We start from the raw sequence: 13546 nt of genomic DNA on the forward strand, positions 1-13546 counted from the left end.
CGATGTCCCAGCTCATCGAGAAGCCGCCCGCCCCAGGCAGTGAGCCCGGGGGGCCGCAGCGCCCGGCCCCGGCGGCCCGGCGCAAGCGCAAGTCCCTGTTCGCCTACGTCCTGATCGCCCCGGCGGTGATCATGGAGCTCCTGATCCATATCATCCCGATGGTCCTGGGCGTCTGGATCGCCTTCCTGGGTCTCAGCCAGCTCAACATCCGCAACTGGCTCCGCGCGCCGTTCGTCGGCTTCGACAACTTCGTCGCGGGCCTCGACCCGAACGGGCCCATCGGGGGCGAGTTCCTCGCCAGCTTCGGCCGCACCCTCGTGTTCACCGTCGTCGTGCTGGCCATCGTCTGGGTCCTCGGCATCATGGCCGCCGTCCTGCTGCACAGCTCCTTCCGGGGCAACGGCTTCCTGCGCACGTTCTTCCTCATCCCCTACGCCCTGCCCAGCTACGTCGCGACGATCGCCTGGGCGTTCATGTTCAGCCAGCGCGACGGCGCCATCAACAAGATCCTCGTGGACGACCTCGGGATCCTCGACGAACGTCCCTTCTGGCTGCTCGGCGGGAACGCCTTCTGGGTGACGGTGATCGTGACCGCCTGGCAGATGTGGCCCTTCGCCTTCCTGATGCTCCTGGCTGCGCTGCAGAACATCCCGAAGGATGTGTACGAGGCCGCCGCGATCGACGGCGCGTCACTGTGGAAGCAGTTCCTCCTCATCACGCTGCCGATGATCCGCCCCGCCAACGGCGTCCTGCTGCTCGTCATGAGCCTGTGGATCTTCAACCAGTTCAACGTGCCGTTCGTGCTCTTCGGCGCGGCCCCTCCGGAGTCGGCGAAGCTGATCTCGCCGCTGATCTACCAGCACTCGTTCTCGAACTGGAACTTCGGGCTCGGCGGTGCCATGAGCGTGCTGCTGCTCATCCTCCTGTTCATCGCCTCCGTGATCTACGTCCGCATGGTCCTCCCGAAGGGAAAAGACATTGATTGAGACACCGGGCTTCCGCTGGTTCCGTCGCATCGGCCTGACCTTCCTCTTCCTCCTCGTCGCCCTCCCCCTGTATGTGGTGGTCGTGACGAGCTTCAAACCCCTCGCCGACGTCCGTGGCCTCTTCACCTGGGTGCCGTCGACGGTCACCATCGGGCCCTACATCGAGATCTGGCAGACCGTCCCGCTGGGGCACTACTTCAAGAACAGCCTGATCGTGACCACCCTCGCCACGGTCTTCTCCGTGATCATCGCGATCATGGCCGCCTACGCGGTGGCGCGGCTGAACTTCCGGGGCCAGCGGTCCTTCAGCCTCGTTGTCCTGTCCACGCAGATGTTCCCCGGCATCCTGTTCCTCCTGCCGCTGTTCCTGATCTTCACGCAGATCCAGCGGACGGTGGGACTGCAGCTCAACGGGTCGTACACGGGACTCGTCATCACGTACCTGACGTTCACCCTGCCCTTCGCCATCTGGATGCTCGCCGGCTATTTCGCATCGATCCCGCGGGAACTCGAGGAAGCGGCGATGATCGACGGAACGAGCCGCGCGGGGGCCTTCATCCGGGTGGTCATCCCGGTGGCCAAGCCGGGGATCATCGCCGTCGCCGTGTACTCCTTCATCACCGCGTGGGGCGAGGTCCTCTTCGCGTCGGTGCTGACCAACAACGACACCCGGACCCTCGCCATCGGCCTGCAGGCCTACGCCAACCAGACCGACGTCTACTGGAACCAGCTCATGGCGGCATCCGTCGTCGTCTCGCTTCCCGTCCTCATCGGCTTCATGCTGGTCCAGCGGCACCTCGTCGCAGGACTGTCCGCAGGCTCGGTCAAGTAGCCGGCACCCCCTCGCACCCCTGGAGAAACACCATGACATCCCCCCTTTCCGGTCAGGTACCGGATCGTCCCGCGTCCCGCCCCCTCGGCGTCGCCATGATCGGCTACGCCTTCATGGGCAAGGCGCACTCCGCGGCCTGGCGGACGGTCGGCAGCCACTTCGACGTCCCCGCCACCGCACGACGCGTCATCGTCGGCCGGGATGCCGGGCGGACCGCCGAGGCCGCCGCGCTCTACGGCTGGGAGGACTCCTCCACGGACTGGCGGGAGGCGATCCACCGCGACGACATCGACATCGTGGACATCTGCACCCCCGGCTACCTCCATGCCGAGATCGCCATCGAAGCACTGAAGGCGGGCAAGCACGTGCTGGTGGAGAAGCCGCTCGCCAACACCATCGCCGAGAGCACCGAGATGGTGTCCGCGGCGGCCCGGGCGCGGGAGCACGGCGTCCAGTCCATGGTCGGGTTCAACTACCGGCGCGTCCCGGCCCTCGCCCACGCCCGGGATCTCATCGCCGACGGCCGGTTGGGTGCCGTCCGCCAGCTGCGCGTCGCCTACCTGCAGGACTGGCTGGTCGACGCCGAGTCCCCGATGACATGGCGCCTCCGCCGCGAGACCGCCGGATCCGGTGCCCTCGGGGACATCGCCTCCCATGCCCTGGACCAGGTGCAGTTCCTCACCGGCGAGAACGTCACGGAGGTTTCGGGCCGCCTGCGCACCTTCGTGGAGGAGCGGCCCGGCCCCGACGGTCCCGAACCCGTGACGGTCGACGACGCCGCGTGGATCACCGCTGAACTCGCCGGCGGCGCCATCGCCACGGTCGAGGTCTCGCGCGTGGCCACCGGGGTGAAGAACGGGCTCCGCGTCGAGGTCTTCGGCGAGCGCGGCGCCCTCCGCTTCGACCTGGAGAACCTCAACGAGCTGTGGTTCATGGAGGCGACCGGCCCCGTGACCGAGCAGGGCTTCCGCCGCATCCTCGTGACCGAGCCGGGCCACCCCTACCTCGAGGCCTGGTGGCCCCAGGGACACATCATCGGCTGGGAGCACACCTTCACGCACCAGCTGCGCGACTTCCTCACCTCCATCCGCACGGGCAGGCCCGTCCAGCCGTCCTTCGAGACCGGCCTGCAGATCCAGCGCGTGCTCGCCGCCGTCGAGGAGAGCGCGGCGGCCAAGAGCGCCGTCGTCCAGGTCGGCTCCGCCACCCCCGCCCACTAGTCCATCCCATCCAAGGAGACTGCATGACCCGCAACTTCACCCTGTTCACCGGCCAGTGGGCCGATCTCCCCTTCGAGAAGGTCGCCGAGCTCGCCGGCCAGTGGGGCTACGACGGACTCGAGATCGCCGTCTCCGGCGACCACCTCGACGCCTGGCGGTGGGACGACGACGCCTACATCCAGGACCGGCTCGACATCCTCGAGCGCAACGGCCTGAAGGTCTGGGCCATCTCGAACCACCTCAAGGGCCAGGCCGTCTGCGACGACCCGATCGACTTCCGCCACCAGGCGATCGTCGGTCCGACGGTCTGGGGCGACGGCGACCCCGAAGGGGTGCGCCGGCGTGCCGCCGAGGAGATGAAACTGACCGCGCGGCTGGCGAAGAAGCTCGGTGTGGACACCGTCGTCGGCTTCACCGGCTCCTCCATCTGGCAGTACGTGGCCATGTTCCCGCCGGTGCCCGCCGGCATGATCGATGCCGGCTACCAGGACTTCGCCGACCGCTGGAACCCCATCCTGGACGTCTTCGACGAGTGCGGTGTCCGTTTCGCCCACGAGGTGCACCCCTCCGAGATCGCCTACGACTACTGGTCCACGCAGCGCACCCTCGAGGCCATCGGCCACCGGCCCGCGTTCGGCCTGAACTGGGACCCCAGCCACTTCATGTGGCAGCAGATCGACCCGGTGGCGTTCATCTCCGACTTCAAGGACCGCATCTACCATGTGGACTGCAAGGACACGAAGATGCGCATGGGCGGGGGCCGCAACGGCATCATGTCCTCGCACCTGCCCTGGGGGGATCCGCGGCGCGGCTGGGACTTCGTCTCCACGGGCCGCGGCGACGTGCCCTGGGAGGACAGCTTCCGGGCGCTGACGGCCATCGGCTACACCGGGCCCATCTCGGTGGAGTGGGAGGACGCCGGCATGGACCGCCTTCAGGGCGCACCGGAGGCGCTGGCCTTCCTGAAGAAGTTCGACTTCGCGCCGTCGGAGACCTCCTTCGACGCGGCCTTCAGCCAGTAGCCGCCGGCACGGGATCGCCGCGCCGGGCTCGCACAGCCGGCGCGGCGGCCCCTGCCCCGCAGGAGATGCCCGATTTTCGTAACCTCGTAGAAATCGAAGCGGGGTAGCCTTGGGCCATGCGTGAACTCCAGGCACAGATCATCGAGGAAATGGGCGTCAAGCCCACCATCGACCCCGCTGCGGAGATTCGCAGCCGCGTCGCCTTCCTGAAGGACTATGTACGGTCCACAGGTACCCGCGGATTCGTCCTCGGCATCAGCGGAGGGCTCGACTCGACCCTCGCCGGCAGGCTCGCCCAGCTCGCCGTCGACGAACTGCGGTCCGAGGGGGCCGACGCCGACTTCGTCGCGATGCGCCTGCCCTACAACGTCCAGAAGGACGAGGAGGACGCCCAGGCGGCCCTCGCCTTCATCCAGCCACGCACGTCGAGGGTGTTCAACGTGGCGCCCGCCGTCGACGGCTTCCAGCAGGAGTACGCGGACACCACCGGCGAGCGGATCTCCGACTTCACCAAGGGCAACACGAAGGCCCGCGCCCGCATGGTGGCGCAGTACGCGTTCGCCGGGCAGCACAACCTGCTCGTGATCGGCACCGACCACGGCGCCGAGTCCGTGACCGGCTTCTTCACGAAGTTCGGCGACGGCGGAGCGGACATCCTGCCCCTCTTCGGCCTCAACAAACGCCAGAACCGTGCCCTGCTGAAGGAACTCGGAGCGCCCGCGTCCCTCTACGAGAAGATCCCGACGGCGGACCTGCTCGACGACCTGCCCGGCCGCGCCGACGAGAACGAGCTGGGGCTGACCTACGAGCAGATCGACGACTACCTCGAGGGACGCGAGGTGGACGCCGACGCGGCGAAGGCCATCGAGCACCGCTACTGGATCACGCGACACAAGCGCACAGTGCCGGTGACCATCTTCGATTCCTGGTGGCGGGAGTAAACACGGCCGTTGGTAACGTAGGGTCCGTGAAGATCGCCACCTGGAACGTCAATTCCCTCCGAGCCCGTGCCGACCGCGTCGAGGCCTGGCTCGACAGGTCCGACGTCGACGTCCTGGCCATCCAGGAGACGAAGTGCAAGGACGACAACTTCCCCTGGGAATTGTTCGAGAACAGCGGCTTCGAGGTGGCGCACTTCGGCCTGAGCCAGTGGAACGGGGTCGCCATCGCCTCCCGCGTGGGGCTCGACGACGTCGAACGCACCTTCCCCGGCCAGCCCGCCTTCGGCAAACCCGGGACGGAGGCGGTGCAGGAGGCCCGTGCCATCGCCGCGACCTGCGGCGGCGTGCGCGTCTGGAGCCTCTACGTGCCGAACGGCCGGGCGCTCGACGATCCGCACATGCCGTACAAGATCGAGTGGCTCGACGTCCTCCGGGGCCACGCGCAGCGCTGGATCAGCGAGGACCCCGAGGCGCAGATCGCCCTCATGGGTGACTGGAACATCGCGCCGCAGGACGAGGACGTCTGGGACATCGACCTCTTCGTCAACGGCGGGTACACGCATGTCAGCCCGCCCGAGCGCGCCGCCTTCCAGGCGTTCCTCGACGCCGGATTCGCCGACGTCGCCCGCCCCTACACGCCGGGCCCCGGCCTCTACACCTACTGGGACTACACGCAGCTGCGGTTCCCGAAGAAGGAGGGCATGCGCATCGACTTCGTCCTCGGCTCACCCGCCCTGACCAGGCGCGCCACGAACGCGTTCGTGGACCGTGAGGAGCGCAAGGGCAAGGGTGCCTCCGACCATGCTCCCGTCGTCGTGGAACTCAGCGGGCCGTGAGCCCGATGGGCGGTGCCGCCCGACCGTTCCCGTACGTCTCCTACCTGCGCGTGTACGAGCCGCTGGACGCGTTCTCCGACGCGCAGCAGCTGATGATCCTCGAGCAGCGCGCGCGGGAGCGGGCGCTCACCGAGACGCTCGAGCACGAGCAGTCGCTCCGGCGCATCCTGCGCAGCGTGTCGGACCCCTTCCCGCACCATGAGCCGGACCTCGTCCGTGTCACCCACTTCCCCGCTCTCAGCGGCACGACGGCGCCCTACTACTGCCCCAACCAGCTGGCCGTCCGCACCACGCTGGCCGCCGAGTCACTCGACCAGAGCCTGCGCGGACCCCTGATCGACGTCCTCGTGCCCGAGGCGGCCCGTGAGGCGCACCAGGCGAGACTGGACCCGGACACGTTCGCCGATACCGTCGCCAAGCTGCACACCCGCTCGGCCACGTGGGGTGTGCCGTTCGCGTGGTTCGTCCTGATCCACGAGGACGACCTGACGGAGGTGGTCGAGGACGACGGCCGGGTGTCCACGGTCCGGGTCTCCGCGAGGATCGGTGACTGCATCGACCGGGGCAGGCGCTCCGTGGCTCAGCTGGCCATCGGTGCGCCGGAGATGGACCTCCTCGACGAACTCACGGAGATCGTCGAGTGGCTCGAGGTGTTCCGGCGCGACGCCGTGGTCGAGGTCGACTACGGTCCGGTGGCGGACCGCGTATTCCCCGACGACTCGCCGATGGACGTGCGCCTGGGCATCGAGAGCCTGGCCGAGGCCGACATGATGGGTGCGGCCGCCTCCTACCGGCGCCTCGCCTCCCGGTGGATCCCGATCCGCCAGCTCGCCCGCGCCTCCTGACGCCGCATCGGCCGGCGGGAGGTCAGGGCAGGACGGGCCCCGTGGACGCCCGCTCGACGAGCACATGGGGGCGCGACGGAGGGTACTCGGCGGGTTCGTGCCGCAGCAGCTCTCCCAGCAGCAGATCCGCCGCGTAGGCGCCCTGATCCCCCGGGTCCTGCCGGATGGTCGTCAGGCCCATGGGCTCGGCGAACTCGTGGTCGTCGATCCCGATGACGGACAGCTCGCCCGGCACGTCGATGCCGAGCTGCGCCGCGGCCCTCAGTACCCCGAACGCCATCTCGTCGGAGGAGCAGAACACCGCCGTCGGCCGGTCCGCCGGATCGGCGAGCAGGGCCAGGGCGGAGACGCGCGCGGTGGCGAACGTGAAGTCGCCGAACGCCGACCAGTCCTTGCGGACGGGAAGGCCGTGGTCCGCCATGGTCTGCTGGAACGCCTCGCCACGGAGGCGGGGCACCTCGAAGTCGATGTCGAACGACCCTCCACCGCGCATGTGGGCGATCCTCGTGTGGCCGTGGCCGATGAGGTGCTCGACGGCGTCGCGTGCCGCCCGCGCGTCGTCGATCCCCACGTGCCGCACGCCCTCCACCGCGCCGCCCACCACGATATGGGGGTACTCGAGCTGCTGGACGGCCTCCCGTTCCTCGGCCGTCAGGTGCATGCACATGACCACGAGGGCGTCGATCCGCTTGCGCAGGATCGAGCGGTGGAACACGCGGTCGCGGTTCACGCCGTCGCCGCCGAGGCTGAACACGATCAGGTCGTACCCTGCGGCGCGGAGCTGTCGGTCGATGCCCTCGAGCACGGCGGAGAAGTACCAGCGGTCGATCGCCGGGACGAGGACGCCCATCGCCATGGTGCGGCCGGACGCCAGACCGGACGCCGCCGACGACGGCACGTACCCGAGGCTCCTGGCGGTCGAGGTGACCCGGGCACGCGTCTCCTCGGCGACCCCCGGCAGCCCGCGCAGTGCGCGGGACACCGTGGCGGTCGAGACTCCGAGGGCCGCAGCGACGTCATCGATGCTTGTCATGCCTCAGCCTTTCAGACCGCCCGCCAGAAGTCCTCCCACGAAGTAGCGCTGCAGCCCGAAGGACACGCTAGCTGACCCTCTCGGGCCGTGTGAAGCGTACGCGGGCGCCCGAGCCGATGCTCACGAGGACCGGCGGACGGGAACCGGTCACGGCGTCGAGGGCTTCGACGAGGCGGGAGACTTCCGCGGCCACGGCGTAGGGGGGAACGCCCTTCCGGGGATAGACGCGGACCCGCAGCCCCGACACCCCCCGGATCTGCCACGTGCTCACCGACGCGCCGGCGAGATCGGAGCGTTCGAGCAGGGCGGCCTTCAGCGCCTGCTCCGCCGCGGCCGCCGTGATCGTCACGGAGCCCGCGGTCGCGCCCTCGTCCCCGTCCGGTCCGCGGGAGGAGTCCGCCCCGGACCCGGCACCGGTCGCGAACAGGCCGGTCCGGCCCCTCCCCTGGGCGGCGATCCAGGCGGCGAGCATCACGATCAGGAACACCAGGACCACCGCGAGCGCGATCCACAGCCACGTGTCCGTCTGGCCCTCGAGCGTGGTCCGGGTCCGCAGCCCCTCGATCGCCTCACCTGCGCACGGAGCCGCGGACCGCCACCACGCGGCGACGGCGGGCAGCAGGAGGAGGGCGAGTCCGGCGGCCCCCAGGGCCAGGAGGACGAGCCCGACGACGGCGAGCACGAGGCGGTTCAGGAGCCGCGGCGTGGTGTTCACTGCCCGATCACCCCCGACTCGGCGACGACGACGCCGATTCTCGGCTCGGGTTCCACACTGGAGCGCCGGAGGTCATCGGCGACGGCCGCGCGGACCGCCTCGGCGTCCACGGGGACCCCGGAGGTGGGCCTGATCTGCACCGTGACGGTACTGCGCCCCACCGTGACGAGGACCTGCTCGGGTGCCACGCCCGCCGCCACGCGTGCCCGCCGGGCGAGGGACGACGCCACCACCTCGGCGTCGACGACGACGGCGGTGCGCTCGTTCGGGATGGTGTAGCGCGCCCGGCGCCCTGGCAGGACGGCGAGGAGGAGCAGCAGACCACCGACCACCAGGAGCAGGACGGAGGCCGCCCCGAGCAGCGATCCCGGGACTCCGGAGGGAAGCGCGCCGAGCCATGCGGCCGCCGCCTCGACGTCGAGCAGGAACGGCTCGTCCCCCACGGCCTTGAGCACGGCCTCGAACAGGAGGACCAGGCACCCGGCGATCAGGAGGACGGCGACGACGACCGAGGGAAGGGCGCGTGACGAATGCAGTTCCCGGCGCACGAGCCGGGCCGTCGACGCCGGCGCAGGTGGTGTGCGCTGGAGCGGGTCGGCGCTCACAGCACCCTCGCCCCCTTGGTCACGGTGCTGCCGATGATGCGGATGTCCACGCGGCTCAGCCGCGCTCCACTGAGTTCCTGGATCCGCTCGAGGATCGGGGTGCGGGCGGCCTCGGCACGGCTCAGGAGCGGGCCGCCGAAGGAGTCGATGATCCCCGGGTCGTCGAGGACGCGGGCGAGGGGCGGAACGGGCAGGGACAGGGCGAGGAGGAGCGCGAGGAGTCCGCGGTCGTCGGAGAACGACGCGCGGACCTGCCCGGGCGGCACCGCGAGGACATCGGCGGCAGCGCCCTGGGCGAGGCTCGTGAGCGCCTGCGTGGTGATGCGGTTGTGGCCGGCGAGCGGTACTGGTTTCCGGAGGGGTGGGGCCTGGGTCATCGGGGAGGGGGCTGCCGGGAACGACGCGGTGGTCACGAGGAGGAGCGTCGGCCGGACAGGGCGTCGAGGACACCACGGAGATCGAGCTTGCCCTCGGCGATCCTGCCGATGACGGCTCCGCACAGTACCAGCACCAGGGTGAGGAGGAAGCCCCAGAAGCCGAAGACCAGGGCGGCGAAGGCGAGGACCGCTCCGGCGGCCATGCCGATGATGGTGGGTGTCATGGCTTCCTCACTCGACGGGCGGCTTGGTCTGCGTGGACCCCGTGTGCGCCACGGGTGCCGCGGGTCCGGTGGTGCGGACGCGCTCCGCCTTGGTCTCGGCCGGCTGCGGCACGTGCACGTCCAGGACCTCGACGTTGACCTCGATGACCTCGAGCCCGATCAGGTCGGTGAGGGCGTCGTAGACCGCGGCCCGCACGGAGTCTGCGAGGGCGTGGAGGGCGTAGCCGTACTCGGCGACGAGGCTGACGTCCACCGCGAGCTGGGTCTGCCCGACCTCCACCTTTACGCCGTGGGACGGGTCGCTCGCTCCGACGGCGTCGCGGATCGCCCCGAGCGCGCGCCCGGCACCGGGACCCAGGGCATGGACGCCCGGCACGGAGCGGGCGGCGATGGTCGCGATCTTCACGGCAGCGGGATCGCCGATGACGGTCCGGCCGGCCGGTGCGCCGGGGAGGGCGGGCAGTGACCGCCCCATGGGTTGCTCGATCATCGACGTGGACCCCTTTCGCTTGTGCCCAGCCTAAGCCACCGCGCCCGGCGCCGGGCGGGACGGCCCGCGGCCCTGCACCGCCGGCGTCCGGGCGGCACAAGGGCCTCAGGAGCGCGTGCAGTGCTTCCCGAGCCACTCCTGCACGGGCGCCATGGCGCGGCGGAAGCGCTTCTCGTCGAAGGTGCCGGAGCCCTTCGGGGGCGCCTCCACGGAGTACGCGAGGGTGGTGAAGTCGTCGTGCAGCTCTGCGGGGACCTTGTCCCTCAGATCGAGGATCTGCTGCTCCAGGGCGAGGAGTTCCTCCGGATCCGTGGTGGGGCGCAGGCTCAGCGGCGCGAGCATGGCGGTGGTGACCCCGCCGGCCACGATCACGCAGTGCGGGTCGGCCGCCGTCGCGGTCGCTGTGCCGGCGCCGCTGTCGGGCGCGGCGGTGGAGGGCGCCCCGGTGACGGCGTCCGATCCGGCCGACGGGCTGGCCGGCATGGTGAGCATGGTCTCCTCGGGCGAGGGGGAACCCGGACCGCATCCGGTGAGGACCACGGCGAGCGCGCACAGCCCGGCTGCGGAGTGCAGGAGTCTCACAGATGCCCTTTCGTCTCGGCGCGATCCCGGAGGTTCAACGCTTGAAGCCTCCACTACTCTCCCGGGTGGTTCTCCCGGGCAACCGGAAAGGCGGCGAGTCCGGCGGGAGGTGTCCCGCGTGATGTTACGGCGCGAACCACCGCGTTGGCTGGGAGAACGGAGGCCGCATCGGAACAGGGCACGAAAAAACCCCGCGTTCCGGAGGGGAACTACGGGGTTTTGTGGTGGCTCCGACCGGCGTCGATCCGGTGACCTTTCGATTTTCAGTCGAACGCTCTACCAACTGAGCTACAGAGCCTTGCGACCATCGCGATGATGATCACCGTATCCAGCCCGGCCGGCTCCCCGAAGGGATACAGCCGCCTGAGCGACCCTGACGGGACTTGAACCCGCGACCTCCGCCGTGACAGGGCGGCGCGCTAACCAACTGCGCTACAGGGCCTTGCTAACTTCACTTGCTCGTTTGCAAGAGTTCCAGCCTACCAGCACTTTTCGTACCGGTTGACCGCCCGCGAGGGCCTCTCCTGCGTACCCCCAACGGGATTCGAACCCGTGCCGCCGCCGTGAAAGGGCGGTGTCCTAGGCCGCTAGACGATGGGGGCCTGGACCACAGTTCGGATTCCTGCGACCTTCCGGAGGGCAAGCATTTCCGGCGGATCTTTCCCTGTCGTGGACCTATAAAACTATAGGGGCACTTCCGCGATTACACAAAATCGCCGGCGGGCGGGCGAACCGAGGGGTGCGCAGCGTCCTGCGGGACCGCCTCGGGCGATCGGTACGATCAGGGCGTGCCGTTCAACGTATCGCGTGAAGAGTTCGAGGAAGCCGTCGACGACGCCATCGACCTGATTCCGGACGACCTCGCCCGCTCCATGGACAACGTGGCGATCTTCGTGGTGGAGGAGTACGAACCGGCACCGGGCGAACCCGCTGAGACCGAACTACTGGGCCTCTACGAGGGGACCCCGCTCACCGAGCGCGACTCGTGGTGGGATGCCGGGTCCCTGCCGGATCGCATCAGTATCTTCAGGGGACCCCTCATGCGTATGTGCGCATCCCGCGAGGAACTGGTGGAGGAGATCCTGGTGACCGTGGTCCACGAGGTGGCCCACCACTTCGGCATCGATGACGAGCGGCTCCACGATCTCGGGTGGAACTGACGCGACACGCCGTCGGATGCAGCGGCAAATGACACCCGTGTTGTTTATGATACTGATGTGGCCGCTGTTGCCATTGTGACTTGCGCACCCTAGGGTCGTCTCTGTGTTGGCCATCCGCCAGCGACGGATCCGGGCGAAAGAGCGTTGCAGCGTGCAGTCATCGAGAACCACCCTCCTCCGCAGGATCGCCCCCGTCCTGGCCGCCGCCGTCCTGATCGGCTGCACCGCCGGTACGGCCCTGGCAGCCCCCTCGCTCGAGCCGCCGCGCGCCACCGCGCTCCCCTCCGCCGACGAGATCCGGCGTGCACAGGACGACGCCGATGCTGCCGCAGGGCTCGTCACGGAGATCGAGGGCATCATCGCGGCAGCGGGCGAGCAGCTGCAGGAGGCGCAGCTGACCGCGTTCCGCTCCCAGAACACCTACAACGTCGCCCTCGCCGTCCTCCAGGAGCGCCGTACCGCCGCCGACGCGGCGGACCGGCGTGCGGCGGAGGCGGCGCGGAAGCACGACGCCGCCGAGCAGCAGGTTGGTCGGCTCGCCGGTGACCTCTACCGCTCCGGCGGGATGAACCCCGGGATCGAGAGCGTGCTCGACGGCAGCGGCCCCGACGAGGTCATGTACCGGGCCTCGACGCTGTACGGACTGTCCAGCAGCAGCACGCGCACCCTGCAGGACGCCGAGTCCGCCAGTGAGGCCTGGGGGTCGCTGACCGAGGACGCGGAGGCTGCACGGCAGGCGGCCCAGGAGGCGGCAGACCTCGCGGCAGCGGCCGGGAACGACGCCCGGGACGCGGCCGAGGACGCCGAGGAGCTCGTGGCTCGGAAGGAAGCCGAGCGCTCCACCCTCGTGGGTCAGCTCGCCGCTCTGCGGGACACCACCGCCGAGCTCGAGGACGAGCGCGTCGCGGGCCTCGAGCAGGCCCGGCGCGAGCGCGACCTCGCAAGGACCATCGCGGAATCCGCCGCCGCGGCGGCGACTGCCCCGGCACCCGGTCCCGGTCGGCCCGCGGTTGCGGCGACGGACACTCCCCCGCTGCGTGAGCCCGCTCCGATCGCGCCCCCCGCCCGGACGCCGCCGTCCGCTGCGGTCACGCCGACGCCTCCTGCGCAGCCGGCGCCCGCACCGGTTCAGCCGGCGCCCGCACCCGTCCGACCGGCTCCGGCGCAGCCCGTTCCGGCTCCGCCTGCCCCGCCGGCTCCCGCTCCGCCCGCGCCTGCCCCGCCGGCTCCGGTCCAGCCGGCCCCAGCACCCACTCCGGTCCGGCCCGCGCCGGCGCCGGCACCGCCGTCAGGGAGTGGCGCCGGGGTGACCGCCATGAGCTACGCGCTGTCCAAGACCGGTGACCCCTACTACTACGCCTGGGGCGGCAACGGCCCGCGCGGCTACGACTGCTCCGGGCTCACCCAGCATGCCTTCGCGTCCGCCGGCGTGGCCCTGCCGCGGACCGCTGCACAGCAGTACTCGGCCGTGCAGCATGTGCCGCTGTCGCAGATGCGGCCCGGCGACCTGGTGTTCTGGGGCAGCGGTGCCGACATCTGGCATGTCGCGATCTACCTCGGCGGCAACAGGGTGGTCAACGCGCTGAATCCCGAGCAGGGCATCCTCGTCACGGACCTCGCCTCGATGGGCGGCATGGGACCGCTGAACCCGTCCGCGGGACGCGTCTGAGCGCTGCTC

General features: G+C 70.1%; 16 protein-coding genes and 3 tRNA genes. 9 read left to right on the plus strand and 10 right to left on the minus strand.

All coding sequences use genetic code 11. From position 1 onward, the window contains the following. Window positions 1-2 precede the first annotated feature (2 nt). From AC4D2O_RS01235 to AC4D2O_RS01265, 7 genes are all read left to right on the plus strand, one after another. Window positions 3-986 (plus strand): carbohydrate ABC transporter permease, encoded by a 984-nt coding sequence (locus tag AC4D2O_RS01235; RefSeq protein WP_490904714.1) that lies wholly within the window; start codon window positions 3-5, stop codon window positions 984-986. Further along, window positions 979-1818, plus strand: coding sequence for a carbohydrate ABC transporter permease (locus AC4D2O_RS01240; RefSeq protein ID WP_490904716.1), 840 nt, complete (start codon window positions 979-981; stop codon window positions 1816-1818). The genes AC4D2O_RS01235 and AC4D2O_RS01240 overlap by 8 nt, the downstream gene beginning before the upstream one ends. 32 nt (window positions 1819-1850) lie before the next feature. Next, complete coding sequence (locus tag AC4D2O_RS01245) at window positions 1851-3038, plus strand: Gfo/Idh/MocA family protein (protein ID WP_490904717.1); 1188 nt, start codon at window positions 1851-1853, stop codon at window positions 3036-3038. Window positions 3039-3061: 23 nt separating this feature from the next. After that, complete coding sequence (locus AC4D2O_RS01250; protein WP_490904718.1) at window positions 3062-4060, plus strand: sugar phosphate isomerase/epimerase family protein; 999 nt, start codon at window positions 3062-3064, stop codon at window positions 4058-4060. 116 nt (window positions 4061-4176) lie between these two features. Next, complete coding sequence (nadE, locus tag AC4D2O_RS01255; RefSeq protein ID WP_490904719.1) at window positions 4177-5001, plus strand: NAD(+) synthase; 825 nt, start codon at window positions 4177-4179, stop codon at window positions 4999-5001. A gap of 26 nt (window positions 5002-5027) precedes the next feature. Beyond that, a complete protein-coding gene (locus AC4D2O_RS01260; protein WP_490904720.1) occupies window positions 5028-5837 on the plus strand; it encodes an exodeoxyribonuclease III in 810 nt (269 codons plus the stop codon). A 5-nt stretch (window positions 5838-5842) separates the two neighbouring features. After that, the gene (locus AC4D2O_RS01265; RefSeq protein ID WP_490905167.1) at window positions 5843-6682 is read left to right on the plus strand and encodes a DUF8083 family protein; all 840 of its coding nucleotides are present in this window, start codon (window positions 5843-5845) and stop codon (window positions 6680-6682) included. A gap of 22 nt (window positions 6683-6704) precedes the next feature. On the opposite strand, the gene AC4D2O_RS01270 is transcribed toward AC4D2O_RS01265, so the two are convergent. The 10 genes from AC4D2O_RS01270 to AC4D2O_RS01315 form a co-directional block, all read right to left on the minus strand. After that, window positions 6705-7715 carry a LacI family DNA-binding transcriptional regulator gene (locus AC4D2O_RS01270; RefSeq protein ID WP_490904722.1) on the minus strand — a complete coding sequence of 337 codons (1011 nt, stop codon included), beginning with the start codon at window positions 7713-7715 and terminating at the stop codon, window positions 6705-6707. A 67-nt stretch (window positions 7716-7782) separates the two neighbouring features. Continuing rightward, window positions 7783-8430 (minus strand): hypothetical protein, encoded by a 648-nt coding sequence (locus AC4D2O_RS01275; RefSeq protein ID WP_490904723.1) that lies wholly within the window; start codon window positions 8428-8430, stop codon window positions 7783-7785. Next, window positions 8427-9035 carry a DUF6286 domain-containing protein gene (locus AC4D2O_RS01280; protein ID WP_490904725.1) on the minus strand — a complete coding sequence of 203 codons (609 nt, stop codon included), beginning with the start codon at window positions 9033-9035 and terminating at the stop codon, window positions 8427-8429. The genes AC4D2O_RS01275 and AC4D2O_RS01280 overlap by 4 nt, the downstream gene beginning before the upstream one ends. Then, window positions 9032-9448 carry a hypothetical protein gene (locus tag AC4D2O_RS01285; protein ID WP_490904726.1) on the minus strand — a complete coding sequence of 139 codons (417 nt, stop codon included), beginning with the start codon at window positions 9446-9448 and terminating at the stop codon, window positions 9032-9034. The genes AC4D2O_RS01280 and AC4D2O_RS01285 overlap by 4 nt, the downstream gene beginning before the upstream one ends. After that, window positions 9445-9636 (minus strand): DUF2273 domain-containing protein, encoded by a 192-nt coding sequence (locus tag AC4D2O_RS01290; RefSeq protein ID WP_490904728.1) that lies wholly within the window; start codon window positions 9634-9636, stop codon window positions 9445-9447. Before AC4D2O_RS01290 ends, AC4D2O_RS01285 begins: the two co-directional genes overlap by 4 nt. Before the next feature lie 7 nt (window positions 9637-9643). Then, the gene (locus tag AC4D2O_RS01295; RefSeq protein WP_490904730.1) at window positions 9644-10126 is read right to left on the minus strand and encodes an Asp23/Gls24 family envelope stress response protein; all 483 of its coding nucleotides are present in this window, start codon (window positions 10124-10126) and stop codon (window positions 9644-9646) included. A 105-nt stretch (window positions 10127-10231) separates the two neighbouring features. Next, on the minus strand, window positions 10232-10708 hold the full coding sequence (locus AC4D2O_RS01300; protein WP_490904731.1) for a hypothetical protein: 477 nt from the start codon (window positions 10706-10708) through the stop codon (window positions 10232-10234). Window positions 10709-10930: 222 nt separating this feature from the next. Further along, window positions 10931-11006, minus strand: a tRNA-Phe gene (locus tag AC4D2O_RS01305). Between the two features lie 70 nt (window positions 11007-11076). After that, a tRNA-Asp gene (locus AC4D2O_RS01310) sits at window positions 11077-11150 on the minus strand. Window positions 11151-11237: 87 nt separating this feature from the next. Next, window positions 11238-11310 (minus strand) — tRNA-Glu (locus AC4D2O_RS01315). 186 nt (window positions 11311-11496) lie between these two features. On the opposite strand from AC4D2O_RS01315, the gene AC4D2O_RS01320 reads away from it, so the two are divergent. Then, window positions 11497-11868, plus strand: a complete 372-nt coding sequence (locus AC4D2O_RS01320) for a metallopeptidase family protein (RefSeq protein ID WP_490904733.1) — start codon at window positions 11497-11499, stop codon at window positions 11866-11868. A gap of 151 nt (window positions 11869-12019) precedes the next feature. Then, window positions 12020-13537 (plus strand): C40 family peptidase, encoded by a 1518-nt coding sequence (locus tag AC4D2O_RS01325; protein ID WP_490904735.1) that lies wholly within the window; start codon window positions 12020-12022, stop codon window positions 13535-13537. Window positions 13538-13546 lie beyond the last annotated feature (9 nt).

Source organism: Arthrobacter sp. TJ-238 (genome assembly GCF_058269215.1).